The 26,261-nt window shown below is 65.5% G+C and carries 22 protein-coding genes and 1 pseudogene; 8 read left to right on the top strand and 15 right to left on the bottom strand.

The features are described 5' to 3' along the window. Positions 1 to 234: 234 nt before the first annotated feature. Together ACQE2J_RS01075 and selD are read left to right on the top strand one after the other, a co-directional pair. Entirely contained in the window at positions 235 to 4,029 is a 3,795-nt protein-coding gene (locus ACQE2J_RS01075) for a phosphodiester glycosidase family protein (protein WP_426936912.1), read from the top strand. An 81-nt stretch (positions 4,030 to 4,110) separates the two neighbouring features. After that, positions 4,111 to 5,097, top strand: a complete 987-nt coding sequence (gene selD, locus ACQE2J_RS01070) for a selenide, water dikinase SelD (protein WP_426936911.1) — start codon at positions 4,111 to 4,113, stop codon at positions 5,095 to 5,097. Positions 5,098 to 5,103: 6 nt separating this feature from the next. Here the strand turns inward: selD and ACQE2J_RS01065 are convergent, their stop codons facing one another. From ACQE2J_RS01065 to ACQE2J_RS01035, 7 genes and pseudogenes are all read right to left on the bottom strand, one after another. Next, complete coding sequence (locus ACQE2J_RS01065; protein ID WP_135537743.1) at positions 5,104 to 5,325, bottom strand: hypothetical protein; 222 nt, start codon at positions 5,323 to 5,325, stop codon at positions 5,104 to 5,106. 257 nt (positions 5,326 to 5,582) lie between these two features. Continuing rightward, a complete protein-coding gene (gene nrfD, locus ACQE2J_RS01060; RefSeq protein WP_426936910.1) occupies positions 5,583 to 6,827 on the bottom strand; it encodes an NrfD/PsrC family molybdoenzyme membrane anchor subunit in 1,245 nt (414 codons plus the stop codon). After that, positions 6,824 to 7,957 (bottom strand): 4Fe-4S dicluster domain-containing protein, encoded by a 1,134-nt coding sequence (locus tag ACQE2J_RS01055; protein ID WP_426936909.1) that lies wholly within the window; start codon positions 7,955 to 7,957, stop codon positions 6,824 to 6,826. Before ACQE2J_RS01055 ends, nrfD begins: the two co-directional genes overlap by 4 nt. Positions 7,958 to 8,316: 359 nt before the next feature. Continuing rightward, a pseudogene (gene fdnG / locus ACQE2J_RS01050) lies at positions 8,317 to 11,484 on the bottom strand (formate dehydrogenase-N subunit alpha); the annotation flags it as partial. Positions 11,485 to 11,642: 158 nt separating this feature from the next. Then, positions 11,643 to 12,332, bottom strand: coding sequence for a class I SAM-dependent methyltransferase (locus ACQE2J_RS01045; protein WP_425119076.1), 690 nt, complete (start codon positions 12,330 to 12,332; stop codon positions 11,643 to 11,645). Next, the gene (gene trxA / locus ACQE2J_RS01040; RefSeq protein ID WP_135537738.1) at positions 12,329 to 12,757 is read right to left on the bottom strand and encodes a thioredoxin; all 429 of its coding nucleotides are present in this window, start codon (positions 12,755 to 12,757) and stop codon (positions 12,329 to 12,331) included. Before trxA ends, ACQE2J_RS01045 begins: the two co-directional genes overlap by 4 nt. 95 nt (positions 12,758 to 12,852) lie before the next feature. Further along, complete coding sequence (locus ACQE2J_RS01035) at positions 12,853 to 13,941, bottom strand: LCP family protein (RefSeq protein WP_240689576.1); 1,089 nt, start codon at positions 13,939 to 13,941, stop codon at positions 12,853 to 12,855. A 547-nt stretch (positions 13,942 to 14,488) separates the two neighbouring features. Here ACQE2J_RS01035 and ACQE2J_RS01030 point away from each other — a divergent pair. The 4 genes from ACQE2J_RS01030 to fdxA all read left to right on the top strand — a co-directional run bounded on the left by ACQE2J_RS01030 (position 14,489) and on the right by fdxA (position 16,447). Further along, positions 14,489 to 14,692, top strand: a complete 204-nt coding sequence (locus ACQE2J_RS01030) for a cold-shock protein (protein WP_062240453.1) — start codon at positions 14,489 to 14,491, stop codon at positions 14,690 to 14,692. Positions 14,693 to 15,062: 370 nt separating this feature from the next. Continuing rightward, positions 15,063 to 15,254 carry a hypothetical protein gene (locus ACQE2J_RS01025; protein WP_135537737.1) on the top strand — a complete coding sequence of 64 codons (192 nt, stop codon included), beginning with the start codon at positions 15,063 to 15,065 and terminating at the stop codon, positions 15,252 to 15,254. A 155-nt stretch (positions 15,255 to 15,409) separates the two neighbouring features. Further along, complete coding sequence (locus tag ACQE2J_RS01020) at positions 15,410 to 16,045, top strand: HAD family hydrolase (RefSeq protein WP_135537736.1); 636 nt, start codon at positions 15,410 to 15,412, stop codon at positions 16,043 to 16,045. Positions 16,046 to 16,126: 81 nt separating this feature from the next. After that, positions 16,127 to 16,447, top strand: coding sequence for a ferredoxin (gene fdxA, locus ACQE2J_RS01015; RefSeq protein ID WP_135537735.1), 321 nt, complete (start codon positions 16,127 to 16,129; stop codon positions 16,445 to 16,447). Between the two features lie 84 nt (positions 16,448 to 16,531). On the opposite strand, the gene ACQE2J_RS01010 is transcribed toward fdxA, so the two are convergent. The 7 genes from ACQE2J_RS01010 to ACQE2J_RS00980 all read right to left on the bottom strand — a co-directional run bounded on the left by ACQE2J_RS01010 (position 16,532) and on the right by ACQE2J_RS00980 (position 23,903). Continuing rightward, on the bottom strand, positions 16,532 to 17,035 hold the full coding sequence (locus ACQE2J_RS01010) for an SRPBCC family protein (RefSeq protein ID WP_135537734.1): 504 nt from the start codon (positions 17,033 to 17,035) through the stop codon (positions 16,532 to 16,534). A gap of 69 nt (positions 17,036 to 17,104) precedes the next feature. Further along, positions 17,105 to 18,025 carry a LysR family transcriptional regulator gene (locus tag ACQE2J_RS01005; RefSeq protein WP_425119077.1) on the bottom strand — a complete coding sequence of 307 codons (921 nt, stop codon included), beginning with the start codon at positions 18,023 to 18,025 and terminating at the stop codon, positions 17,105 to 17,107. Positions 18,026 to 18,067: 42 nt separating this feature from the next. Next, positions 18,068 to 18,727 carry a hypothetical protein gene (locus ACQE2J_RS01000; protein WP_425119078.1) on the bottom strand — a complete coding sequence of 220 codons (660 nt, stop codon included), beginning with the start codon at positions 18,725 to 18,727 and terminating at the stop codon, positions 18,068 to 18,070. A gap of 46 nt (positions 18,728 to 18,773) precedes the next feature. After that, on the bottom strand, positions 18,774 to 20,111 hold the full coding sequence (gene dnaB, locus ACQE2J_RS00995) for a replicative DNA helicase (protein ID WP_135537731.1): 1,338 nt from the start codon (positions 20,109 to 20,111) through the stop codon (positions 18,774 to 18,776). Between the two features lie 200 nt (positions 20,112 to 20,311). Next, complete coding sequence (locus tag ACQE2J_RS00990; protein ID WP_425119079.1) at positions 20,312 to 21,694, bottom strand: FtsX-like permease family protein; 1,383 nt, start codon at positions 21,692 to 21,694, stop codon at positions 20,312 to 20,314. 11 nt (positions 21,695 to 21,705) lie between these two features. Next, complete coding sequence (locus ACQE2J_RS00985; protein ID WP_425119080.1) at positions 21,706 to 23,118, bottom strand: FtsX-like permease family protein; 1,413 nt, start codon at positions 23,116 to 23,118, stop codon at positions 21,706 to 21,708. 8 nt (positions 23,119 to 23,126) lie between these two features. After that, positions 23,127 to 23,903 (bottom strand): ABC transporter ATP-binding protein, encoded by a 777-nt coding sequence (locus ACQE2J_RS00980; RefSeq protein WP_425119081.1) that lies wholly within the window; start codon positions 23,901 to 23,903, stop codon positions 23,127 to 23,129. A gap of 195 nt (positions 23,904 to 24,098) precedes the next feature. On the opposite strand from ACQE2J_RS00980, the gene ACQE2J_RS00975 reads away from it, so the two are divergent. Together ACQE2J_RS00975 and ACQE2J_RS00970 are read left to right on the top strand one after the other, a co-directional pair. Further along, positions 24,099 to 24,431, top strand: coding sequence for an ArsR/SmtB family transcription factor (locus tag ACQE2J_RS00975; protein WP_425119082.1), 333 nt, complete (start codon positions 24,099 to 24,101; stop codon positions 24,429 to 24,431). Further along, on the top strand, positions 24,428 to 24,823 hold the full coding sequence (locus ACQE2J_RS00970; RefSeq protein WP_425119083.1) for a VOC family protein: 396 nt from the start codon (positions 24,428 to 24,430) through the stop codon (positions 24,821 to 24,823). Before ACQE2J_RS00975 ends, ACQE2J_RS00970 begins: the two co-directional genes overlap by 4 nt. A gap of 107 nt (positions 24,824 to 24,930) precedes the next feature. Here ACQE2J_RS00970 and ACQE2J_RS00965 read toward each other — a convergent pair whose 3' ends face one another. Then, entirely contained in the window at positions 24,931 to 26,247 is a 1,317-nt protein-coding gene (locus ACQE2J_RS00965) for a DUF445 domain-containing protein (protein WP_135537726.1), read from the bottom strand. Positions 26,248 to 26,261: the final 14 nt, after the last annotated feature.

The raw sequence follows: 26,261 nt of genomic DNA, 5'->3' as shown, positions 1-26,261 counted from the left end.
TCGCTGTCCGCCGCTTCTGGTGCACACCCCCTTCCGCAGCGCTCTGACCAGGAGCGGAACTTAGGCTTGAGTTCACTCAGGGTTTGCTCAGCGGTTGTCATGAACGACTTAAGGTGACAAGGTCCCCGACCTCGTTTCCGGAAAGTCGTCATGCCTTCATCGCGTCACTGCGCCCGTTTCAGCACGGCCCCCGCCCCACTCCGAGAGGCCCCCCGCCTCTCCCCCATCCGGGGCATGCTGACCACTCTGGTCATCCTCGCAGCTCTCGTGGCTCCGACGGCAGCGATTCCGGAAATGCCGGACCCTGCCTCGGCGCCGGCATTCGCCGCAGCACCCAGCGACGAGGACCTGGGCGGGGACGACTCGGCGCTGCGCTCCTCGGAGACGAAACGCGTCGCACCCGGGCTTGAGCTCACGAATTTCTCGCGACTTGAGAGTGGGGGCTGGAACAACGGCAATGTGCTCACCGCCGACCTCACCACCGACTCGCTGTCCCTCGACGTCCGCGACCCCGGCACCGTGGCCGACAAGGGCACGACCGGAGAGATCATGGGCACGGGACCGGACGGGAAGAAGGCGGTCGCGGCAGTGAACGGGACCTTCTTCGACATCAATCATTCCTATGCCCCCATCTACACCTCGGTGTCGAAGGAAGGAATGCGAATCGGGTCTCAGGAACCTCAGCCAGCGCTCACCGTCGAAGGGCAGAAAGCTGCCGTGCAGATGCTGTCGGCTGCGGGCACACTGACCCACGACGGCGAAGAGACGGCTCTCGTCGGCCTCAACAATCCGGATCTGTCGCCGGACGCGATCGGCGTCTACAACGAAGCCTGGGGCGACTACACGCTCGACCGCCCTGTGGGCGGTCCCGATTCGATGGCGACGGAGATCGCCCGTGTCACCGTCGTCGACGGCACCGTCACGGAGACCTCGGGAATCGTCGACGAGGCGGGCGACCCCGAGATCCCCGAAGACGGACAGGTGCTCCTGGGCCGAGATTCCGGAGCGAAGGAACTGGCCGAACTCGAGGTCGGCGATGAGGTCGATGTGGAGATCAGCCCGAGTGAGGACGTCGACCTCGGCCTGGCCGGCAGTCATCAGATTCTCGAGGACGGCGAAGTGCCGAAGCTCGGCGAAGGCGACCTCGAGGAGACCGCACACCCGCGCACAGCCGTGGGCATCAGCAAGGATGGTTCCGAACTCTTCGTCACCACGATCGACGGCCGCACCGAGAACTCCGGCGGAATGAGCCTCGAGGACATGGGCGAGTTCTTCGCCGACATCGGCGCCCACAATGCCGTCAACCTCGACGGCGGCGGGTCGACGACGATGCTGGCCCGCACCGCAGGCAAGGACGCACCGGTGGTGCAGAACGAGCCCTCAGACGGAGAGCAGCGCACCGTCGGCAATGCGCTGGTCTTCTACTCCGATGCCCCCGCCCAGACTCTCAGCGATGCGCAGATCGAGCCGAGCCTCGAAGGTCAGAACACGGTCCTCAAGGGCCTGGGCCGAACCGTGGAGGGCACGGGACTCGGCGCCAATCTCGAGCCCATCGCCGCCTCTGGCAGCTTCTCTGCCGACGGCGGGGTCTCTGTCGCCGAATCGGACGACTCCTCTGCGCGCGTCACCGGAGATCAGACCGGGAACGGGCGGGTGAGCTACGCGGTCGACGGGCACACCGCACGCACCGATCTCGACGTGCTCGGCGATCCGGTCGGACTGTGGCCGAGTGCCCGCACGATCAGCCTGCAGGACACCGAGGATTCCGCCTCGGTGTCCCTGACCGGGTACGACTCCGAAGGCCGACGGTCACTCATCGAAACCCCCGACATCGACGTCGACGCCGATGAGGGCATCGAGGTCGACAGCGATGGCCTGGGCGAACTCGTCATCTCCGGCCGTGACGCGAATGCTTCCGGCTCGGTGACGGTAACGGTCGGGGACGTCTCCACGTCCATCCCCGTCACCGTCGGCACCGAGTCGAAGCAGGCTCTCGACTTCGCTGAAGCTTCGGTCTTCACTGATGGCGTGGACAGGGCGACCGGTTCGTTCTCCGTGGGTGAGCCGACCGAGGACGGTCAGCCGAGCCTCGATCTCAGCTATGACTTCTCGACCTCCTCGGCGACTCGCGGCTATTACCTCATCCCGAAGGAACCGGTGAAGCTCGACGGTGACACCGTGGCCTTCGAGATGATGGTCCGCGGCGATGGCACAGGACCCTGGCCCCGGCTGCAGGTGAGCACCGCCGACGGAACAAGCACGAATATCGACGGCGACCACATCACCTTCGAGGGGTGGCAGAAGATCCGCTTCGAGGTCCCTGAAGGACTGTCTCAGCCGCTGACTCTTGAGCGGATACGGCTGATGGAGACCCGCTCGGCCGAGAAGTACAAGGGCGAGATCTCCATCGCCGATCTGCGCGCGATCTCGACTCCCGAGAGCCGGCAGCCTGCGGACGAGGCCCCGCATGATCCGGCGCTGCTGAGCAGCGGCACCGTCGAAGGCCGCCCTCAGCAGGTCGCCGTGATGAGCGATGCGCAGTTCGTCGCCACCGACCCCGATTCGGAGTCGGTCGAGGGCGCCCGACGCACGCTGAAGGAGATTCGCGCGGCCGATCCCGACCTGCTCGTCATCAACGGCGACTTCGTCGATGAAGCTTCGCCGGCCGACTTCGAGCTGGCGGAGACGATCCTCGATGCGGAGTGGGACGATTCGATCCCCTACGTCTACGTGCCCGGCAATCACGAGATCATGGGCGGTGAGATCGAGAACTTCGAGTCCGCATTCGGCGCACCGACGACCCAGAGGAACCTCGGTCGGACGAAGGTGGTCACGCTCAACTCGTCTGCCGGCTCCCTCAACGGCAGTGATGATGCGCAGCTGAGGGAGCTGGAGGACGCCCTCGACGAGGTGGCCGACAGTGACTACCTCACCGGCATCTCCGTGTTCTTCCACCACCCGCCGCAGGATCCGCTGCCGTCGAAGACGAGTCAGCTCGCCGATCGGCGCGAGGCCGCAGAGCTTGAGAAGAAGCTCGGCGAGTTCCGCAGGGACAGCGGTAAGTCCGCCGCGGTGGTCAACGGTCATGTGGGCGCCTTCCACGGTTCTGCCGTTGAAGGAGTCTCCTACCTCATCAACGGCAACTCCGGGAAGGGTCCTGCAGGCACTCCGTCGACCGGTGGGTTCACCGGCTGGACGATGCTCGGCATCGATCCCGGTGCGGGCGAGGTCGGCGAGAACCCGAGCACTGCCGATCGCGTGGGCTGGTTGGCCGCGGAGACCAAACCGCGCGTCGATGAGATCTCCCTCGATGCCCCCGGCTCCTTGGCTCCCGGGCAGTCCGCGGGCATTTCGGCCGAGTTCACACAGGGCGAGCGCACCGTGCCCATCGGCTGGCCGGCCACCGCCCAGTGGGGCGGGGATGGTGTCGTCATCGATTCCGGAGAAGAGACGGCGATGCAGGTGGCGACGGGCAGTTCCTCGGGCTCGGCTTCAGCGCAGAGTGCGACCAAGGGAACGTCGATCACCGGCGCCGAGGCGGCTTCCGCTGTCATCCGCGTCAACCCGGCCACGCATGAGATCACCGCAGAGAACCCCGGTACCGCGGTACTCGAAGTCACCGTCAACGGCAAGACAACGAAGGCGAGAGTCGAGGTGGCCGGCGAGGAGCCGCCGCCCGGTCCCGGAGACGACGATGGGTCCGAGAACGGCAGCGGTGACGAGGTCAGCGGCGCAGACGCGGACGGCGACGATACTGCAAGCGGGTCGGACGAGGATTCTGACGACGATGGCTCCGACAACACGTCCGCCAATGGCGGCTCCGGCGCAGGTTCCGCAGACGCAGATGACACGGCGAAGGACGGAACGTCCGGGGGCCGCTCGGAGGCCAGCGGCGGAGGCGACCTTCCGCGTACCGGTGGCCCGGTCCTGCTGACGGCCGGGCTCGGCGCCATGCTCGTCATCGGCGGGCTCCTCATCGCCCGGATGTCTCGGGCGCGTAGAACGAACCGATCGAGCCGGAGTCACTGAGGCTCAGCCGGGGACAACCTCGACGCCCTCAGACGGTGGCGGCAGGTGCTCGCCCGTCGCCACCGGTGTTAGTCTCCGGGTATGACTGCGATTCATGACCGCCTGACTTCATTCGCCCATGGTGGAGGGTGCGCCTGCAAGATTCCTCCGGGCGAGCTCGAGGACGCGGTGCGCGGGTTGGTCGGGCAGCCGGGTCCGGATGTTCTCGTCGGTCTCGACGACGGTGACGATGCCTCGGCGGTGCGAATCCGCGAGGATCTCGCGGTGCTTTCGACAGCGGACTTCTTCACACCGGTCATCGACGACGCCTACGACTGGGGTCGGATCGCTGCGGCGAACGCACTCTCGGACATCTATGCAATGGGCGGGACGCCGGTCACGGCGATCAACCTCGTGGGATGGCCGCGTGAGAAGCTGCCGATGGAGTTGCTCACCGAGGTCCTGCGCGGTGGGCTCGACGTCGCGGCGCAGGCGAACTGCCCCGTCGCCGGCGGGCATTCGATCGACGATCCCGAGCCGAAGTACGGAATGGCCGTGACCGGGGTGGCCCACCCCGATGAGCTCATGCGCAATGATGCCGCCGAGGTGGGACTTCCCCTGACATTGACCAAACCGATCGGGGTGGGCATCCTCAACAACCGGCACAAAGTCACCGGTGAGAACTTCGACGAAGCCATCGCCACGATGACCTCGCTCAATGCCGATGCTGCCCGGGCGGCTGTCGCGGCCGGGGTGCGAGCGGCCACGGACGTCACCGGGTTCGGCCTGCTCGGACACCTGTTCAAGATGGCTCGGGCCTCCGGGGTCGGTGCCGTCATCGACGCGGCCGCGGTGCCCCGCCTCGACGGAGTCGATGAGTCGATCGCCGATGGTTATGTCTCGGGCGGAACCAGGCGCAATCTCGATTGGGTGCGCCCGAACCTCACCGCCGACGACTCGGTGACCGAGGACGAGCTGTTCCTCCTCGCCGATGCGCAGACTTCAGGCGGACTGCTCGTCGTCGGTGAACTGCCCGGCCACCCGATCATCGGCGAGATCACCATCGGCTCGGGCGTGCACGTGCGGTGACGCCGGTCATCTGCGTGGAGTGACGTCCTCGTCGCGGAACTGTCGGAAGCTGGACAAGAAGAACCAGAAGAGGACACCGTTCCCGAGGCCGACGAGCAGTGCCTCCCACCAGGAGAAGGCGTCATTGCCCAAGCCCAAAAGGCTCATGCCGAAATAGATGAACGGGAAAAGCAGCGCCATGAACACACCGAGTCTGACGCTCTGACGATCCTGGAGCAGCTTCTTCATAGATTTCCTACGCTACTGCACATGCTGTGTTTTGCAACCCGTCTTGCCGGCCGTGCAGGCATCCCACGCTGTTGCCCGCACAACACCCGGAGCATCTCACACCGTCAGCGACACGACACACCGCTGACCGCACAGCGAACCGATAGCGGCACAACACACCGTTAGCGGCACAGCGCAGCGGTGCACCGGGAGGTTATGTCGCTGCGGGTGAGGGGTCCGGCGGCATCGGCCTCAGCGTCGTCTGCCAGCCAGCGCCCCTACCACCCTGTCGTGATCGAGTCGTCGGTGATGCCGCGGGCCCGACGCTCCTCGAGGCGAGCGCGCTGGGGTTCGACGACGTGACGCGGATCCTTCGTCGATTCGATGCCGGCCTCGAGCACCCCGAAGCGGGTGTACGCCGAGGCGGCGGCGAGTGCCGCACCGGAGACGACCGAGAGCGCACGCAGCGCCGTCCTCGTCTTCCAGCTCCGCTTGCCCCCGGCACCGAAGGCACCACTCGATGCGTCAGTCTTACCGGCGAGCTTCTTCGCGAACACTCGTGCCCCCACCTCGACGGCGGCGGCACCGGCGGCACCGGCAAGGAGCAGCTTCTCGGCCCGGTGGAGTTTGTGGCCGGGTTCGCCGTCTTCCATCGGATCGACCTCGGCGGGGTGCATGCCCTTCTTCATCTGATCCATCGCCACCATCTCACCGGCGGCACCGGTCAGCGCCAGAAGACGAGCCGGACCGGTCTCGCGGATCGGAGCCAGCGCCATTCCCGCTCCCCCGGCGGCCATCGATGCCGAGGCCACGAACACATATGAGAGTCCGTTGCGACCGGCAGCGTTCCAGGTGGGAACCGCGGTATCGCCGAGCAGCGCGCCCGTGTAGGCGGCCAGAGGTGTGGCGAAGAGCGCTGACTCGATGGCGGCAGGCGTTTCGAGGGCGTGGAGCACGCGGCGCAGGGGGCCGAGCGGCAGCAGCTTCTCACCGGTCAGGCGATCGACTTCGATGGCGGTCAGCACGCCCGAACCGACGCCGAAGCCGGAGAGGATCCAGGTGCCCAGGCTCATCGGGGAGCTGACCTTGAACACGCGCATCATGTTGAGGAACCGTTCGGGCCGGCCGAGGTCGGCCACGAGCGCCGCTCCCCCGATTCCTGTTGCGGTGATCGCTGTCATCCGTGAAGCGATGCGCAGACCGGGACGGTCGCTGAACTGTGCGCCCAGACCCAAGAGGGCCGAGCCACCGGCCAGACCGCCGAGGAACAGGTAGAGCCCGATCTCATCGCCCCAGGGCGGAGCCTTGACGATGGGTCGACCGTAGTAGGAGGTGAATTCGACGTCCTCGACCATCGGCATCTCACGGTTGCCCTCGGCCCCGCGGTTCTTCCAGCCACCGCCTCGCCGACCACCGGCACCCGGTCCACCACGACCGCCACCGGGCCGACCGCCTCGGCGGCGCTTCTTGCGTCCGCCTTCCGGCTCGGGTGGACGGTAGGAGTCATATTCGGACGTGCTCAACGGCGGCTCCCGAGGAAGGCGAGTCCGGCGGCGGCGACCATGCCGAGCGCCGCGATGCCGGCATTGGCGTACATCTTCGGCAGGTCCTTCGTCGGCACACGCGGATCCGGCGGCAGCCCGTAGACCTCGGGCTCGTCGAGGATGAGGAAGACCGATCCGGTGCCACCGACCCCGTCGTTCGGGTTCGCGCCGTAGAGGCGAGCCTCGGTGAGACCCTTCGCATGGAGATCGGCCACGCGGGCGTGAGCCTTGTCGACCATGTCGTCATGGTCGCCGAATTTGATCGATTCCGTGGGGCAGGTCTGCGCGCACGCCGGTTCCTGCCCATCGACGAGGCGGTCATAGCACAGGGTGCACTTGTTGGCCGTGTTCTTGTCCGGCACGTCCATGTCCGAGGCGCTGCGATCACGGTCGGTGGGTGTGTTGATCGTGCCGTCATCGCGGCGCTCGATGACGCCGAAGGGACAGCCGGCCACGCACGTTCCGCAGCCGTTGCAGACGTCGTTCTGCACGACGACGGTGTCGAATTCCGTGCGGAAGAGCGCTCCCGTGGGGCACACGTCCAGGCAGCCGGCGTGGGTGCAGTGCTTGCACACGTCCGAGGACATCAGCCAGCGGAAGTCCGCCGTGTCCGGGGGCGTCGTGTCGAGGTTGGCGATGTCCTCGGGATCGCTCGGTTCCAGGGCGCCGGGTGCCAGCAGATCGATGCCCATCGGTGGGGTCGAGGGCAGTCCTCCGCTTCCGGCAGACCCATCCGCTGCCGCACTGAGGGCACCGCCGAGCGGCTGGGCACCTGCCGACTCATCCGTGCGCGGACGGATCGTCGGCATACCGAGGTTGACGAGTTTCCGCCCCGACTCGCGGGCGGCTTCGATCCGCTCGGAGTCCTGTTCGATGAAGGCGACGTGTCGCCAGGTGTTCGCCCCGAGGCTGCCCGTGTTGTCATACGAGGATTCGAGGAGTTCGTAGGTCCCGTCCTGCGGATTGTTGTTCCACTCCTTGCAGGCGACCTCACAGGCCTTGCAGCCGATGCAGATCGACGTATCGGTGAAGAACCCTTTGCGCTCGTGCGCGGAACCGTGCCAGTGCCCATCCGCAACGGCATCGTTCCCGACGGTCGATGTCGACATCAGTCCTCCTCCTCGTTTCCTGTGTTGTCCACCGTATCCGTCTGGGCACCCTCGCCGAGGTTGCCCTGCTGAGCCTTGTCCGCATCCTTGCCGATGTAACCGCGGTCGGGGTCGCCATCGGTCGGGTCCCCATCGTCCGCGCGGTTCGCGTCCACGGTCTCGGTCGGGTTCTGGTCCACGCTGTCGGTGGGTCCAAGATCGACCCGGCCCGTGCGATCATCGGCACTGTCGACGGCTTCGTCTCCGAGGGTGCGCCCAGGGGTGACACCCACGGCGGAGTCCCCACCGCGATGCGGATGCCCGCCCTTGCTGGCCGCAGAGTCCGCGGCCAGGGACTCGGCGACGACGTCATCGGAGACCGTGACCAGCTGATTGCCCGATTCCGGGCTCAGACCCGCCTCACGCTGATACTTCTCGACGAAGTCGACGAGCTCCGGACCCCGTGGGCGGCGTCCCGGAATGATCGTGCCGGCCACGTACTTGCTGTTCTGGATGAACACATTGGGGTCCATCGTCACGCCCAGCAGATCATTCGCGGAGTCACCTTCGACCGTGGCGTCTCCGCCGACGCCCCAGTGGTAGGGCAGGCCGATCTGGTGGATGGTCTTCCCGCCGACCGTCAACGGCGTCATCCTCCGGGTCACGAGCACGCGGGCCTCGATGGCGGCGCGCGGGGAGACCAGCGTCGCCCATCCGTAGGGCTCGAGTCCCACCTCGGCGGCGAGCTCCGGGGAGATCTCACAGAACATCTCCGGCTGCAGCTCCGAGAGGTAGGGCAGCCACCGCGACATTCCTCCTGCGGTGTGGTGCTCGGTCAGCCGGTAGGTCGTGAACACGTACGGGTAGACCTCGGAACCGGGATTGCCTGCGGCCGGGGCCGAGAGGTTGTCCTCCCTGCGCATCACCAGTCGTGTCGGGCTCGACTGCTGCTCGTAGAGCGGGTTGGCCACCGAGGATTCCTGCGGCTCGTAGTGCGTGGGCATCGGCCCGTCGACCATGCCGCTGGGCGCGAACAGCCAGCCCTTGCCGTCGGCCTGCATGACGAACGGATCGTCCCCGTCGAGGTTGGCGGGTCCGCCGTAGGGCTGATCCGAGCGGGCCGAGGGTGCCCGGTCGATCGGGAAGTCGGGGACGTCCTTGCCCGTCCACTTTCCGGTCTCTTCGTCCCACCACACGAACTTCTTCCGCTCCGACCAGGGTGTGCCGTCGGGTGCTGCAGAGGCGCGGTTGTAGAGGATCCGTCGGTTCGCCGGCCAGGCCCAGGCCCATTCGGCGGCGGTCTCGTCCTGCTCGGCTCGGGGCTTGCGTCGGGCGGCCATGTTCTCGCCGCCTGAATAGATTCCCGCGTAGATCCAGCAGCCGCCTGCGGTGGTGCCGTCGTCGGTCATCTGATTGAAGTTATCGAGCGGCTGTCCGTCCTTGTCACCGCCGACGTAGTAGCCGTTGATCTCGGCCAGCACGGATTCGGCGTCGACCTCACCCTCCTCATCGACCGGGTAGTCCCAGGTCATGTCGAGGAGCGGACGATCACGAGGATCGTCGGAGTCCCCCAGCTTCTCGCGCACCCGTTTGCCGAGTTCGAAGAAGAAGTCGAGTTCGCTCTGCGCATCGCCGGGTGGGTTGACGGCCTTGTGCCGCCACTGCACGAGACGCTGCGTCTGGGTGAAGGTGCCGGCTTTCTCCGTGTGGTTGGCCGCGGGCATGAAGAACATCTCGGTTTCGATGTCCTCGGTCTTGAGCTCACCGCTGGCGATCTCGGGGCCGTCCTTCCACCAGGTGGCGGATTCGATGAGACGGAAGTCGCGGACGACTATCCACTTGAGGTGGCTCATCGCCATGCGCTGCATCCGCCCGTTGGCCGAGCCGACGGCCGGGTTCTGGCCGAGCAGGAAGTACCCGTCGACACCGTCGTTGAGCATGCGGACCTGCGTCTGATACGTGCCGTGGGCACCGTTGATCTTCGGCAGGTAGTCGTAGGCGAAGTCGTTCTCCGGCGTGGCGGCATCGCCCCACCACGCTTTGAGCAGGTTGGTGGCATAGCTGCGTCCGTTCGCCCAGAAGCCCTTGTGGGTCTCCGGAGTGCCCACCGCCTTGACGTAGTCGTCGAAGGTCTCATGGACTCCGGCGCTGGGCATCGGCAGGTAGCCGGGCAGCAGGTTGAACAGGGTCGGTATATCGGTCGAACCCTGGATCGTGGCGTGTCCGCGCAGGGCCATGATGCCGCCGCCGGGACGACCCATGTTGCCCAGCAGCAGCTGGAGGATCGAGGCGGTGCGGATGAACTGGGCGCCCAGCGAATGCTGGGTCCAGCCCACGGCGTAGGCGAAGCACGTGGTGCGTTCGCGCCCCGAATTCCGGGTCACCGACTCGACGAGGTATTCGAAGTCTTCCGGTTTGATGCCGCAGTTCTCGGCCACCATCTCAGGCGTGTAGCGCGAGTAGTGGCGTTTGAGGATCTGGAAGACCGTGCGCGGGTCGCTCAGGGTCTCATCGGTGATGGGCGCCCCCGACTCATCGGTCTGGTACGACCAGGTCGAATTGTCGTAGGAGTTCGTCTCGGGGTCGAACCCGGAGAAGAGTCCGTCCAGGTCTTCTGTGTCCTGATAGTTCTCGCTGATGAGATTCGTCGCGTTGGTGTACGCGCGGACGTACTCATCGAAGTACGCACCGTCGCTGAGCACACGGTTGATGAGCGCACCGAGGAGCACGATGTCCGAGCCCGCCCGGATCGGGACGTGCTTATCCGCGATCGCAGTGGTGCGGGTGAAACGAGGATCGACGTGGATGATGCGGGCACCACGGGCCTTGGCCTCGGTCACCCATTGGAAGCCCACGGGGTGGCACTCGGCCATATTGGATCCCTGGATGATGATGCAGTCCGCATTCGCCATATCCTGGACGGGTTGTGTGGCGCCGCCTCGCCCGAACGAGGTTCCCAGACTGGGAACCGTGGCGGAGTGTCAAATGCGCGCCTGGTTCTCGATCTGTATCGCGCCCGCCGCCGTGTAGAGCTTCTTCGCGAGGTAGTTCTCCTCGTTGTCGATGGTCGCCCCGCCGAGGCTGGCGATGCCCATCGTGCGACGCAGGGGGTGTCCCTTGTCGTCGACGTCCTCCCAATGGTTGCGGCGGGCTTCGATGAAGCGGTCGGCGACCATGTCGAGCGCCGTATTCAGATCGAGCTTCTGCCAGTCCTTGGCACGCGGAGCGCGGTAGAGGACCTCGGTGACGCGTCCGTTGGCATTGACCAGCTGTTCGCTGGCGGCTCCCTTCGGACAGAGACGTCCACGCGAGATCGGCGAATCCGGGTCGCCTTCGATCTGCACGACCTTGTCATCCTTGACGAAGATCTTCTGTCCGCAGCCGACGGCGCAGTAGGGGCACACGGACTGGACGACTTTATCGGCCGTAGCCGTGCGCGGGGTGGTGTCTCGGGTCTTCTGGGACACGACAGATTCTCCGCGTCCCGTCTTGTCCGAGGTGCGGAATTGCCGGAGTACCGGCCACTCGAGGAAGCTGAACCGAGCCATGGCTCAACCATAGACCCTCACATGCGGAAAATGCATCAGGCGAGCCGCAGTGGAATCACCGCGTCCTGCAAGGTGAGACCGCCTGAGTCGAGCGGTCGGTGACGACCGTTCGGCTCAGGCGGAAAGAGCTTGGGTTCAGGCCCCGGGAAGGATCCGGCTCAGACCCGGCGAGCGAGCAGGATGGCGTCATCGAGTTCGGCGGGTTCGCCGTCCGGTGAGGTCACCTGTCGGGTCCGGGTCTCGGCGAGTTCGATCTCCCAGCGATCGGGGCTGGCACCGATGAGCAGAGCGAAGTCTCCGTTCGGGCTCACCGGTTCGTGGTGGTGGTCCATCCCGTGGTCGAGCTTCTCATTGTGTTCGGCCGCCCACGGCGGCATCGTGGCATGGGAGACGAGCAGCAGGGCACCGCCCGGTGCCACATGTTCGGCGACCCGGGCGAGCAGCTCTTCCCGGGTGTCGGGCAACCGGGTGTGGAGGAAGAATCCGGTGACGAGGTCGAAGCCGCCTCGGCGATCGGCGTCTTCCGATGATGCGGACTCCGGTGCCCAGGTGGAGATGTCGGCGACGGCGAAGTCGGCCTTCGCTCCGCGGTCGTCGGCGGCCCTGCGGGCACGGTCGATGGCCGTGGTCGACAGATCGATTCCGGTGGCGTCCCAGCCGTGTTCGGCCAGCCAGACGACATCGGCACCCTCTCCGCAGCCGACGTCGAGGGCGCGGCCGGGCGCCATGTCACCGACGAGGGCCACGAGGGCTTCATTCGGGCTGCCCGACCACACGGGGTCGTCAGATTCGGAGTAGCGCTCTTCCCAGGCCGCCACGGAATCCGGGACAGCGATGGATTCGGTCACTGGTCGACGCCCGGATCGGCGGGGATGGAATCGGGGCCGTCGTCCGCGGCCTCGGTCGAGGCGGCAGCGTCCTGCTTGGCCAGTTCGGCGCGGACTTCGTCCATATCGAGGCCCTTGACGGCGGTGATGACCTGCTCGAGCTGCGGTGCGGCGAGCGCACCCGGCTGAGCGAAGACGACGATTCCCTGGCGGAAGGCGACGAGCGTCGGGATCGAGGAGATCGCGAAGAGGCCGGCCAGCTGCTGCTGGGCTTCGGTGTCGATCTTGCCGAAGGCTATGTCGGGGTTGGCCTCTGCGGCCTGTTCGAAGACCGGAGCGAACTGCTTGCACGGGCCGCACCAATCGGCCCAGAAGTCGAGAAGGATGATCTCGTTGTCGTTGATGGTCGATTCGAAGTTGTCCTGAGTGATTTCGATCGTAGACATGCGGGTCAGTCTAGGAGCCGAGGATGAATGATGTCTGGACGGGGTTGGCATTTCTCCTGGACGGCATGCTCCGCGCACTCTGTATTGTCACGAACTCAGTCCAGGGCGAGGTCCACAATCGGTTCGTCCTCGGCGATGGCGGTGAAGACAGCATCCGCCTCGGGGGCGATGACGACCCGGTTGGGGTCCTCAGGAGCCTTCGTCCAGGGCATGATCGCGAAGGTGATCGCGTCCTCGGGCACCGAGGAGACCGTCGAGGCCAAGGAACCCAATGCCGAAACCGAGTCGAGTTCTTCGTCGACGCTCAGCGAAGAGGTGACGGCGTCGAGGAAGCTGTAGAGGCGGTCGGGACGTGACAGGACCTGCGCGCTCTTGGCCCGGTCGATGATCGATTCCATTACCATCTGCTGATTGCCCATGCGGGAGATGTCGCTGCCGTCGCCGACGGCATGGCGGGTGCGAGCCAGCGCGAGGGCATCGCTGCCGTCGATGGTCTGGTGACCGGCAGGCAGGTCGAGCTGGGCCTTGGAGTCCTTGAGCGGTTCGTCGAGATCGACGGTGATCCCGCCGAGGGCATCGACGATCGTCGCGAAACCGTCGAAATTCACCTCGATGAAGTGATCGATGCGCACGCCGGTCAGGGCTTCGGCAGCGGAGACCGAGCAGGCGGGACCGGAGTTGAGGGCGGAATTGATCATTCCGTGGACGGCGCTCGAGGCTCCGAAGCCGGTGTCGGTGCAGGCGGGGATGTCCATGATCGTGTCTCGCGGGATCTGAACAGCATCGATGCGGGAGGTGTCGGCCGAGATGTGGGCGAGGATCATCGCATCGCTGCGAGCGCCTTCGGCCGTGCCGTATCCCGAAGAGGCGGCTCCGTGCCCGCCGTCCTCGACACCCATGCCCTCGCCGGTGCTGCCGTCGTCCTCGGCGTTCCCGGAGTCGAGATCTCGCGTGTCCGAACCGAGGATGAGCACATTCGTCTCGTCCGTGAGCTTCTCGGGCACGGCACTCTCCTCTCCGGCACGCAGGGGCGAGGAGCTGATATTGGAACTGAGGTTGTGAACGACCGCCACGATCGTCACCGGAACTGCGATGACCATGACCGCGATCAGGGCCACGATGGTGCGGCGGCGTCGGTACTTCATGGCGAGACGACGCTGACGCCGCGGTCCGATCTCCGGCAAACCTGCACTCCTTCATTTCACTCTGTTTCAGATTGCATACAATCCTAAACACAGGTTCTCAGTGCAATCCGTCATTCAAGCCGTCCAGACTCTGTTAGAATGGATTTGTTCCTGTACGACACTGTGCGGAACGTGTGGCGTTGCGAGCGTAGGTAGATTCGCTCCGCGCCCTGCAGTCGCCGAATCAGCGCGTGTCTACCATCCGCGCTTCTCATACTTTCTCTTCACTTTTCAGTCCAGTCGTACCTCGACTTCAATCCAGCACCTTCGAGTGCGTTATCGTCACCGAGCTTTCCGCTTCTTCGCCTGAGACAAGGATTTTTCACATCAGCACGAATTCCGGAGCTTCGGTTTCACCACAGTTTTTCGTTGGATCCGCGTACGACACTCGGTTCGTCCAACGAGAAGTCACACCATCAGACCAACGGCTGCTCGGCACTGTCGATCAGCTCCAGGCTCTGCAGGTGTGAACAGCCGGACCCGGTCACGGGTCCGACCATCACGACCGCACCAGCGGTCATCAGCTAAAAATAAGGATACAAAGATTATGGCAACAGGTACCGTGAAATGGTTCAACGCGGAAAAGGGTTTCGGATTCATCCAGCCTGACGACGGTTCGGCTGACGTGTTCACCCACTTCTCCGCGATCGAAGCCTCCGGCTACCGTGAGCTCACCGAGGGTCAGAACGTCGAGTTCGACTCTGAGATGGGTTCCAAGGGCCTGCAGGCGACTCGCGTCCGCGGCCTCTGAGACTCACTGTGAGTCTCATCAGAGACATCACAGGTCTCTCTCGAGACTTCTGAGATTCATCGGAGACCCTCCGCTTTCGGCACCGTCGTGATCGTCTCATCGGTCACCAGTCGCGGTCGGATGGTTTCCACCAGCGAAGCACCGAAGCAGTCAGCTGCCTCGGTGCTTCGCTCTATTCATGCCCGGTCCGCGCTCTTCATATCCGGTCCGTGCAATTCATGGTCTGTCCGTGCGGAACCGAGCTCTCAGCTGCTGCGCCGTCGGTCCAGCGCCCACCATAGGCCAAGGAACGTTGACATATAACTGTTGCGACTTCTACAGTCGTGGCAACGATCACAGGAGTGCTCAGACACACGACGGGGGCGGAGGCATGATGAGAAGAGGACGTCGGCTGAGCTGGATCATCGCCCTGCTGCTCCTCGTCACCGCGTGCCACGTCGCGGCGCATATTCCGCCGCTGACAAACTTCGCCGTCCTCTTCTGGGGACTCTCGCTGATCTTCCTCGTCATCGCCCTGATTCTGGCGATCATGCGCAGCCGGGAGCACGGTCGCAGCCGATGACTGATGTAGTCGCCCGGCCACCCGCCGAGGCCCCTCCTGCCGGTTCATCCCCGGCCTCCGGAAGCAGCCTCACCGCCGTCTTCGGTACCGAGACTCACCGCACCCGGTAGCGTGGGTTGTGACTCAGCGAATCCGATCACACAGGTGGTGCCCTCATGTCTCAGCCCGACTCCTCCATTCCGACGACCGTGGTCTTCGATCTCGGCAACGTCCTCATCGGATGGGACCAGTCGGGTCCGCTCGCTGACCGGATGAGCGCCGAAGAATGGCGCGACTTCGCCGCCGAAGCGGATTTCTCCGCCCTCAACTCCGCCTCCGACGCCGGCGTTCCGGTCGCCGAGATCGTCGCGCGGGCCGCTGCGACGGACCCTCGCCACGGCGAGATCATCTCCCTCTACTACGAGCGCTTCGAGAAGTCCCTGACCGGTCCGGTCGAGGGCATGGCCGAGGTCGTCGCCGAGCTCAAGGACTCAGGGACCAGACTGCTCGGCCTCTCGAACTGGGCGGCCGAGACCTTCCACCATGCCCCTGCAGCGGCACCGGCCATCAATGAGCTCGAAGACGTCGTCGTCTCCGGGCGCGAAAAGCTCATCAAACCCGATCCGGCGATCTTCCACGTGCTCACCGAGCGGTTCGACCTCGACCCGAGCCGGACCGTCTTCGTCGATGACCTGCCGTCGAACATCGAAGCCGCACGGAAGCTCGGATTCATCGGTCTCGTCTTCACCGACGCACAGTCCCTGCGCCGGGATCTGGCTGGTCTGGAGCTGCTGGAACCGACGAACCGCTGACGAGAACCAGAGCAACTCCGCCTGGGCAGAGCACGCTTCGCATTGAGCCGAAGTTCAGTCGCAGGGCCTAACGTGGCCAGTATGACATATGTGATCGCTCAACCCTGTGTGGACGTGAAGGACCGTGCCTGTGTGGATGAGTGCCCGGTGGACTGCATCTACGAAGGCGAACGGATGCTCTATATCCATCCGGACGAATGCATCGACTGCGGAGCCTGTGAGCCGGTCTGCCCGGTGGAGGCGATCTTCTACGAAGATGACGTGCCCGAGGAGTGGTCGAGCTACTACAAGGCCAATGTCGAGTTCTTCGACGACATCGGCTCCCCGGGCGGGGCTGCCGGCATGGGCGTGATCGACAAGGACCATCCGCTCGTCTCCGCCCTCCCGCCGCAGAACCAGTGATTCGCCGGGCGACGACGGCAGGATGCGTTCCACCCATTCCCAGTCGCCGTCTGCGGGCAGGACCTCGGTGCTGCGCGGGACCGATCAGCTTCCCTGTTCGAACTCGTCCTTCATCGCGGTGAGCGTGCGGTAGATGTTGATGCGCTGGAAGTCCGAGAAGGACTGCCCGCGCGTGACCACACGATCGAAGACCGCGGCCACCCAATCCGGCCAGCCGGTGCGATCATCGTTCCAGGTCTCGGTGACTCGCGTCGCTCCGCCGAGGTCCTCGAAGTCATAGGACCACGTGGCATTGCTGCCTTCGAGAGACGGCGAACGGGGACCGATCTTGCGCACCGTGAACGCGAACCGCCGGCCCGGCACGGAATCGATGACAACACTCTCGGTCACCCACCTCGCGCGGCCCCGCCGGTTGGTGCCTTCGAAGACCTCGCCCACCGACAACGGGCGTGCATCCGCGCGGGTGCTGGCACCGGTGTTCTCCGGACTCCACCGGGGCATCTGCGTCGGATCGGCCACCTGCGCCCAGATGGCGTCGGCCTCTGCACGGATGACAATGCTGCCGCTGACCTGCATGGTGCGTCTCATCGAATTCCCTTCCTCGGTCACCCACCCAGCCTAGGGGGTCGTTCCGGTGAGCACCTGCCCGAGCCGGACTCACTCCCTCGTGTCACCGGTCTTTCGGCCCCGACCCAAGAGCGCCTCTTGGTGAGCGACGGTCTGGTCGCGCAGGGCCTGCACGACCGCGGCGATGGCGGGTCTGCGCAGCGAGTCGGGGCGCAGCACCATCCAGTAGGGCAGACGTTCGGCCACCGTGTCGGGGAAGAGGCGCACGAGGTCCGCATGGCGATCAGCCATGAAGCACGGCAGGAATCCGACCCCGGCACCCGCTCGGGTGGCTTCGACGTGGACGAAGACGTTTGTCGAAGTCAGGGCATCTTTCATTGAGGGGAAGAGCCGCGTCGGTGCGTCCAGATCGTCGACCTGGAGCATGGAGTCGACGAAGTAGACGAGTCGGTGTTCGCTCAGTTCGTCCACCGAGGAGGGAGTGCTGTGGGCGGCCAGATAGTCGCGTGCGGCGTACAGTCCGAGTTCGTAGTCGCCGAGCTTCACCGCCTCCGCCCGGTGCACGCGCGGTTCGCCGACGACGACTTCGATGTCGAGCCCCGACCTCTGCTGCAGGGCTTGGCGAGTGACGGTGACGATCTCGACGCTCAGGCCCGGATGTCGGCGTCGGAGCCTGGCCACCGCGGGAGAGGCCACGTAGGCACTGAAGCCGTCGGTGGCGGTCATCCGCACCACTCCTGCCACCGGATCCGGCGCCTGTCCCTGTTCGCCGAGGCTGAGCACTGCCGCCTCCATCTGCTCGGCGACGACCACGGCCCGCTCTCCGAGCTCCGTGAGCTCCCACCCGCTGTCAGCGCGGGCCAGGACACGGCCGCCGAGGGATTTCTCCAACGCCGCGATGCGTCGGGAGACCGTCGAATGGGTCAGCCCCAAGTGGTGTGCCGCTGTCGTGAACTTCGCCGTGCGGGAGACGGCCAGCAGCACGAGCAGGTCATTGGGGGTGGTGTCCATGCCTGCCATAGTAGGCACAGACGATCACCTCGTGCCGTGTCCTCAGCGGACGATCTGCGGCGCTGGCGAGCGCGTCCATCTCAGCAGCACGACGATTCCGCAGATGAAGAACACGATCCCCGAGGCGACTAGTCCGGTGACGATGACGCCGATATCGCTGCCCAAGTCGACGTCGTCGACCGGTTGGGTCGGTGCCGTCCCCTCGGGGTCGATGAGGACCGTGATCGTATCGCCCTCGTCGAAATCATCGAAGCCGTCCTTGCCGCGGTAGATGAGCGGCTCGGCGACCGGACTGCCGTCGGTGCGCTCGAGGGTGTAGGTGTGCGTGTAGGCCTTCCGAGACCGGGACGAACTCGAGTCGTGCCGGGTCTTCACCTCGACCTTGTGGTCGACGACGACCACCTCGGTGACTTCGCCCGACTGTGACAGGGCCACATCCTCGGCGAGCATCACCGTGCCGATGAGGGCGATTGCGACGACCGGACCGGTGTACCAATACGCCCATGCGCTGCCCATGATCATGCGCATCGCCAAAGTGACTCCGACGAAGACGAGGACCCCGAGGACGATGGTCAGCAGCTGCGCGGACGGAATCAGGTAGCCGAGCGCGAAGACCACTCCGGTGCCGATGAGGAAGACGGCGCCGACGATGACGATGCTCAGGGGGTTCCGGCTGCCCCGATTCCGACGTCGGTCCCTCACGCCGCCATTCCTTTCCTTCCGGCGCTGTCCATCCGGGCACCGCTCATCACTGCGGCATGTTGACGAACCGGGACTTCGCGCCCTGGAACGCCACAGGGATGTCCATCGTCGGACCGGCACGGTGCTTGGCGACGATGATGTCGGCCTCACCGGCACGTTCGTGTTCCTTGTCGTACATGTCCTCACGGTGGATGAGCAGCACGAGGTCCGCATCCTGCTCGATCGAACCGGACTCACGCAGGTCCGAGATCATCGGCCGCTTATCGGTGCGCTGTTCGCTGCCGCGGTTGAGCTGAGACAGCGCGATGACAGGAACCTCGAGCTCCTTGGCCAACAGCTTCAGCGACCGGGAGAACTCCGAGACCTCCTGCTGACGGGATTCGACGCGCTTGCCCGAGGACATCAGCTGCAGGTAGTCGACACAGACCATCTTGAGATCGTGCTGCTGTTTGAGGCGGCGACATTTCGCGCGGATCTCGGTCAGCGCCATGTTCGGCGAATCGTCGACGAACAGCGGGGCACTGTTGATGCGGGCTTCGGTCGCGGCCAAGGTCGTCCAGTCGTGTGGGCTGAGCTCGCCACGACGCAGGTTCTGCAGCGGAATCTCCGACTCCGCGGAGAGCAGACGCATGACGAGTTCGTTCTTGCCCATCTCGAGTGAGAAGAACACAGCGGCCTGATCGTTGTGGATCGCGGAAGAGCGGATGAAGTCGAGCGCCAACGTCGATTTGCCGACGCCGGGGCGGGCGGCGATGACGATCATCGTGCCCGGGTGCAGACCGTTGGTGAGGTTGTCGAATTCGACGAAGCCGGTGGGCACGCCCGCGGTCTGCCCGTCGGTGTTGCCGTTGCGCTCGATCTCCTGAGCCACCTCGCCGAGGATGTCGGAGAGGATGACGTAGTCCTCGGTGGTATGACGTTCGGTGACCTTGTAGATCTCCGCCTGCGCGGAGTTCACGACGTCGTCGGTGTCGCCTTCGGCGTCATAGCCCATCTGCACAATGCGGGTGCCGGCCTCCACGAGGCGGCGCAGCACGGCCTGTTCGCTGACGATCGCGGCATAGTAGCCGGCGTTGGCCGCGGTCGGAACGGAGGAGATGAGAGTGTGCAGATAGGCGGCACCGCCGACGCGGGCGAGGTCGCCGGTCTTCGTCAGGTAGTTCGCCACAGTCACCGAGTCCGCGGGTTCGCCGCGGGAGTAGAGGTCGAGGACCGCCTCGTAGATGGTTTCGTGAGCGGGCTTGTAGAAGTCATCGCCCTTCATCGTCTCGACGCAGTCGGCGATGGCGTCCTTCGACAGAAGCATCGCACCGAGCACACTCTGCTCGGCCTCGACGTCCTGCGGCGGGGTCCTCAGACCGTCATAGCCCTGGTCGTTGCTCAATCGTGTTCCTCTTCCTCACAGCCTCGTCTTCGCCCACCCCATGTGGTGCGCTCCAACTGTACCCGGCCACCGCTGCGACCGGACACCGACCATGGTAGGTTCCGGCACGGACATGATCGTATCCGCCGGCGCCTCCGGACACCGTCACCGAGGCAGCCCACCGTGACCCGGCGAGCCGCCTCGGTGACGGTGCGGACTTCTCAGTCCCGAGCCCGCCCGGCCGTGGCCACGGAGTGCAGGATCGGCTTCGTCAGCTGCAGTCCGGCACGGATGATGACGATGCCGACGACGACGGTCAGCAGGATCGTGAGGAACGTGACCGGTTTGAACACGAGCGCCGCCCCGGCCAAGGGCAGCACGAGCAGCAGACCGAGCCCTCCGGCCAGCAGCGACACCCAGATCGCCGGTGCCATGACGGCCCGCACGAGTGCGCGGTGGATGAGCTGGGGGTCGACGCCTGCGGCGAAGAGGTCGGAGAAGGTGTCGGCCCTGTCGTGGATGTCGGCGACCTGGTTGATCACCGCCGAGACGGCGATGAGCACGATCGCGATGCCCATGACGAGCAGCACTCCGGTGAAGAGGTCGTGGAAGAGGTGGATATCGCTCTCTCTCATCCCTGACTGCGGGTCCTCGGCGGTGTCGAGTCCGAGCTGCATGAGGGCCACGCCGGACCCGCACACGGCCGCGGTGAAGGCGGCCATCGCCAGTCCCGAGACCCGACGCCAGAACCTCTTCGGCTCGTCGGAGACGAGACGGGCGGCGATGAGACGTTCGGGGGTGGCCGCGCGATTGCCGCTGAGGTGAGCGAACCAGCGGACGAGGAGTCCGCCGACGAGGTCGACGACGATGAGACCGAGCGCGAAGAAGCCGACCACTGCGGCCAGAATGACTCCCACGCCGAGGCCGCCGCTCTGGGTCAGTGCGTACACGACCGGCAGCAGACAGATTGCCAGCACCGTGACCACGACCCGGCCCACGGGGAACTTCCGGTCCAGGCTCTTCGTCCGCACACCCAGCGGGGAGACCGCGACCTTGCGCAGCCCGATGAGCGCCGAACCTGCACAGACGAGGACGAGTCCGGCCACCACTATGAGGACGAGCCAGGCCGGCATGAGCATGTTCTCGTACCCGATGGGCCGGCCCATGAAGTGGATGAAGCTGACCGGCAGCGCCAGACCCACATAGCCGACCACGCCGAGAACGATCCCGACCAGGGCGGGAATGAGAGGTTCGGCCACGGCAAGTGCCGTGATCTGTCTGCGTTCGGCTCCGAGCAGCGACATCGTCGACAGACGTTCGTCCTGTCGGCGGGCGGACAGGGTGGCCGAAGCCGAGGCCAAAGTCGCTGCGGGGATGATCAGCAGTGCCGTGGCCAACGCGGCCAGGGTCTTGTACATGATGTCGAATCCCGCTTCGGCGGGGTCCGGGTTCGGTGGGATCTGGAAGAACATCCAGGCACCCGCCGCCACCGTGAGGAACAGTGTGGCGCAGGCGAAGAAGGCTGCTGCCACGAGCACGGAAGTCGGCGAGGTCAGCGACCGACGCCCGAGCACGAGGGAAACGGTGCGAAATGAAGTGGACAAGGGATCTCCTCTCAGGCCCGGGTCAGTGTCGGGGAAGCCTGCGCGGCCGCCTCGGCGGGGGCCCGGTTCTCGGGCTCCGCCTCGGTGACCCGGCGGACGAGGGGGCGTGTGAACTGCAGACCCAACCACACCATCGCCACCCCGCCGACGAGGACGGCGGTCACGACTCCGATGGTGAATGGATCGCCGAGGTCGCTCACCGACGCCATGAGCCAGGCGAGGATCCCACCGAGGAACAGGGAGACGACGGTGACGAGGAGGATCGGCGACATCACCGCGTTCACGGTCACCCGGTGCATCATCTGCTGGGTCATTCCGGCGGCGTGGAGCTCGCGGTAGGTCGTGGCACGGTCGAGGATGTCTGCGGCCTGATTGATCGTGGCGGAGACGATGACGAGGACGAAGGCGATGACCAGGGTGAGGATGAGCCCGGTGAAGATGTCGTCGCCGAGGTATTGGTACGGGCCCATGACGGCTCGGTCCTCGGCGGTGAAGTCCTCCTGACCGCCGCGCATCATCGCCGTTCCCGCCCCGCCGACGACGGCGATGAAAGTGATCATCGCCAGCCCGGCGACCCGACGCCAGTACTGTCCGGGGGCGTCGGCGATCATTCCGGCCGCCATCACCGAGGCGGGACCTCGGGCGATGCGCGCCGAGATGCCGGCGTGGATGCGGATGCACAGGACACCGATGACGCTGATGAGCAGCAGGGCGATGCCGATCGTTGCGATGCTGAAGATGATGGTGGCCGTCGTCGACAGCCGCATCTGAGTCGAGACGTAGGTGGCGATGGCCACGACGAGGACGAGCAGGATGGTCGCGATGACGCGGGCCAGGGGGAACCTCCGTGCCAGGGACCGGGTGCGCACGCCCAGCGGGGAGATCGTGATCTTCCGCAGGCCGATGAGCGAAGCGAGCAGGCAGACGATCAGAAGGCCCGCGACGACCGCAGCGAGCAGCCAGATCGGCATTAGCAGGCCCTGATAGCCCAGGGGTTCGCCGACGAAGGAGATGAACCTCAGCGGCCAGGCGACGAGCAGGTAGCCGCCGATTCCGGCGAGGATGCCCAGTGAGGCGGGGATGAAGGGTTCGGCGACGGCGACGAGCCGGATCGTGCTGCGTTTCGCGCCGAGCAGGGACAGCGTCGAGAGACGTTCGTCCTGGCGGCGAGCGCTGAGCTTCGCCGAGGCGACTCCGAGGCTGGTCGCGGGAACGACGAGGAAGACAGTGGCGAGGACCGCGAGGAGTTGGTAGAGCCCGGCGACCTCGGCGTATCCGGTGACTTCGGGGCGGTCGGTGAACGCCCAGGCACCGGCGGCGACGGTGAGGAAGATCGTCGAGCAGGAGAAGAAGGCGATGCCCACGAGCTTCGCCGTCGTCGAGGTCAGGGACTGTCGGGACAGGAGGATGGGAAGGAGATTCATCGGTGCCCTCATCCGTGGTTCTGGACTCGGGGCTGGTGGGCCGGGGCCTGGTGGGTGGTGCCCTGTAGCGCGGAGTCGGCGACGATGCGACCGTCGGCGAGCCTGACGATGCGGGAGCAGCGGGCGGCGACGTTCTCATCGTGGGTGACGACGACGAGGGTGGACCCCCGGCCCGTCGTGGAGTCGAGCAGCTCGGTGAGCACCTCGGCGGAGGTGCGCGAGTCGAGGGCGCCGGTCGGTTCGTCGGCGAACGTGACGACGGGCTGGGTGACCTGGGCGCGGGCGATCGCCACTCGCTGGGCCTGTCCGCCGGAGAGCTGTCCGATGCGTTTGGTGACGTGTTCGGCCAGGCCCAGGCGATCGAGCCAGGCCCGCGCGTGCTTGGTGGCGTCCGAGCGATTCATTCCGGCGAGCATGGCGGCGAGCGCGACATTGTCCAGGGCGGTGAGCTCGGGCAGGAGCAGTCCCTGCTGGAAGACGAAGCCGAAGACTTCGCGGCGCAGGGCGGTGCGCCCGGACTCCTTGAGCGAGGTGATGTCCGCGGCCGCGCTGCGGTCGGTCGGCGAGAGGCGGATGCGACCGTCATCGGGATGGATGATGCCGGCCAGACAGTGGAGGAGGGTGGTCTTGCCCGAACCGGAGGGCCCCATGATCGCCAGGGACTCGCCGAGTCCGATCGTGAGGTCGATGCCGGCGAGTGCATAGGTCTGATTGAAGTGCTTGGTGACGCCGCCGGCAGTGATGATGGAGGGAAGATGCTGTGCAGGGGTCTGTGAAGAAGTCATGTCTCCATGCTCTCGTCCGACGGCCCTCGCCACTATGAAGTCACCCTGTCGACCGCTGCGGGAAAACCCGACCTTCGGAAACGGAAAACCGATACGGATCTGCACCTTCGACAGCCTCGACAGCCTCGACAGCGAGCATACTGACAGCAGCGAACGCATTGACAGGCAAGTGCTGACTTGCCTATTGTTTTCGGTGTGGTTGACATCTACCGCGCCATCGCCGATCCGACGCGGCGCACGATCCTCGATGAGCTCTGCGTCCGAGACGAACAGACGCTGTTCGAGATCTGCGCCCGCCTGGCCACCAAGCATGGCCTCGGCCTGTCGAGGCAGGCGGTGTCACAGCATCTCGAGACCCTTGAATCGGCCGGATTGGTCAGGTCGAGGAAAGAGGGTCGATTCAAGTTCCACCAGATCGATCCCACCCCATTGACGGCGATCGCCGATCGCTGGCCACAGGACGCGATTTCGTCAACCGGACGCGAGAACGCGAACCGGGAACCCACCGCCACAGAGGAATCATCATGAAGATCAACTGGACATCCATCTTCGTCACCGATCAGCAGAAGGCCTTGGACTTCTACACCGACAAGCTCGGCTTCGTGCTCAAACACGACATCGACATGGGCGGTCCCCGGTGGCTGACCGTGGTTTCACCGGAGGAGCCGGATGGGGTCGAGATCGTCCTCGAACCCAATTCGCACCCCGCGGTGGCGCCCTTCACCGAGGCGCTCGTGGCCGATGGGATCCCGATGAATCAGTTCGCCGTCGACGACGTCCAGGCCGAGTACGAACGCCTGAAGAGCCTCGGAGTGACGTTCACTCAGGAGCCCGCCACGATGGGTCCGATCACCACGGCCGTCCTCGACGACACGGTCGGCAATCTCATCCAGCTCGTCCACCAGTCCGACGGCGCCTGACGCCGAGCACGTACCGAGTCAGCAATGCCGCACTCGGCAACCGCGCATCCCTGAGTTCATCGGACAGCTCTGTCCAAGTCGCCGTCAGAACCCGCCCTGCTCCGAGATCACCCCGGCAGCAGCACGATGACGGTGTGGATGAGGAGTCCGACGAGGGCGCCGATGACGGTGCCGTTGATGCGGATGTACTGGAGGTCGCGGCCGACGTAGAGTTCGATGCGTTCGGCGGCTTCCTTCGCGTCCCACCGTTCGATGGTGTCGGAGATGACGCTGGCGATTTCGGGGCCGAAACTCTCGGCGAGGTCGCCGGCCGTGGTCGCGATCCGATCGTCGATGCGGCGGGAGAAGTCCGAGTCGGACTGCAGCCGGTCGGCGAATTCACCGATGAGCTGCCAGATGCGGGCGCGCACTTCACCGTCGCTGTCGATGATCGCCTCGCGCAGCAGCGCCTTGAGCGAGGTCCAGATCTCGAGCACCGATTCGATGACCCCGTCCTGGCTGAGCAGGTCGTTGATGATGACCTCGGCTCGCTGTGACAGCGAGGTCTCGGAGTCGAGGTCGTCGGAGAGGTCGACGAGCCAGGCGTCGAGGGCCTGCCGGGCTTTGTGGTATTCGTCGTCGCGGACGTTGGCGACCCAGCCGAGCACCTCACGCTGGAGCCGGTTCGCCAGCTGTTCGTTGACGAAATCGGGTACCCAGGACGGTGCCCGGTTGTGAACGATCTCGTCGATGACCTGCGGATTGTCGCGCAGCCAGGTGTACGCCTCGGCGATGATGAGGTCGACGAGTTTGTGGTGGGCTCCGTCGAGCACGATCTGGCGCAGCAGCTGTGCCAGCACCGGTGTCTTGCGAGTCGCCACGAGCCTGGGAATGATGACGTTCCTGGTCAGTGCCGCGATCGAGTCATCGTCGATGCGCGCGAGCACGTACTCGAGCCCGCCTGCGGCACGGTCGACGACGATGTCACGGTTGCCCGGTTTGGCCAGCCATTCTCCGACCCGGTGAGACACCTCGGCGGATCGGATCTTCGTCGACACCGCCTCGGCGTGGAGGAAGTTCGCGGCGACGAAGGCCGAGAGGCTCGCGCCCAGGGTGTCCTTCTTGCGCGGGATGATCGCGGTGTGCGGGATCGGCAGGCCGAGGGGGTGGCGGAAGAGCGCGGTGACGGCGAACCAGTCGGCGATCGCGCCGATCATCGCGGCTTCCGAGGCGCGGGAGACGAAACCCCAGACACCGGTGTTGTCGGTGAAGAGATGAGTGGACAGGAAGATGAGCGTGGCCAGGATGAGCAACGAGAGCGCGAGTGTGCGCATCTTCTTCAGCCCGCGAGCGCGCTCCTGGTCTTCGGCCGTGAGCTCGGCCGGCCCGCCGGTTCCACCTGCCGCACCGAAGCGCGGAACGGATGGTGTCTTCTCGATCGACATCGTTACCCCCTGCT

This window comes from Brevibacterium sp. LE-L, assembly GCF_050214925.1.
In the GTDB taxonomy this organism is placed as follows: Bacteria; Actinomycetota; Actinomycetes; order Actinomycetales; family Brevibacteriaceae; genus Brevibacterium.
This window is presented reverse-complemented; position numbering and strand designations above follow the sequence as displayed.

Excerpts from the sequence above, each read along its gene's own strand:
- ACQE2J_RS00985 (WP_425119080.1), bottom strand. The coding sequence starts at position 23,118 with ATGAATCTCCTTCCCATCCTCCTGTCCCGACAGTCCCTGACCTCGACG.
- ACQE2J_RS00980 (WP_425119081.1), bottom strand. The coding sequence starts at position 23,903 with ATGACTTCTTCACAGACCCCTGCACAGCATCTTCCCTCCATCATCACT.
- ACQE2J_RS00965 (WP_135537726.1), bottom strand. The coding sequence starts at position 26,247 with ATGTCGATCGAGAAGACACCATCCGTTCCGCGCTTCGGTGCGGCAGGT.
- ACQE2J_RS01010 (WP_135537734.1), bottom strand. The coding sequence starts at position 17,035 with ATGAGACGCACCATGCAGGTCAGCGGCAGCATTGTCATCCGTGCAGAG.
- selD (WP_426936911.1), top strand. The coding sequence starts at position 4,111 with ATGACTGCGATTCATGACCGCCTGACTTCATTCGCCCATGGTGGAGGG.
- fdxA (WP_135537735.1), top strand. The coding sequence starts at position 16,127 with ATGACATATGTGATCGCTCAACCCTGTGTGGACGTGAAGGACCGTGCC.
- ACQE2J_RS01020 (WP_135537736.1), top strand. The coding sequence starts at position 15,410 with ATGTCTCAGCCCGACTCCTCCATTCCGACGACCGTGGTCTTCGATCTC.
- ACQE2J_RS01055 (WP_426936909.1), bottom strand. The coding sequence starts at position 7,957 with ATGTCGACATCGACCGTCGGGAACGATGCCGTTGCGGATGGGCACTGG.
- ACQE2J_RS00970 (WP_425119083.1), top strand. The coding sequence starts at position 24,428 with ATGAAGATCAACTGGACATCCATCTTCGTCACCGATCAGCAGAAGGCC.
- ACQE2J_RS01065 (WP_135537743.1), bottom strand. The coding sequence starts at position 5,325 with ATGAAGAAGCTGCTCCAGGATCGTCAGAGCGTCAGACTCGGTGTGTTC.
- ACQE2J_RS01025 (WP_135537737.1), top strand. The coding sequence starts at position 15,063 with ATGATGAGAAGAGGACGTCGGCTGAGCTGGATCATCGCCCTGCTGCTC.
- ACQE2J_RS01005 (WP_425119077.1), bottom strand. The coding sequence starts at position 18,025 with ATGGACACCACCCCCAATGACCTGCTCGTGCTGCTGGCCGTCTCCCGC.
- ACQE2J_RS01030 (WP_062240453.1), top strand. The coding sequence starts at position 14,489 with ATGGCAACAGGTACCGTGAAATGGTTCAACGCGGAAAAGGGTTTCGGA.
- ACQE2J_RS01075 (WP_426936912.1), top strand. The coding sequence starts at position 235 with ATGCTGACCACTCTGGTCATCCTCGCAGCTCTCGTGGCTCCGACGGCA.
- trxA (WP_135537738.1), bottom strand. The coding sequence starts at position 12,757 with ATGTCTACGATCGAAATCACTCAGGACAACTTCGAATCGACCATCAAC.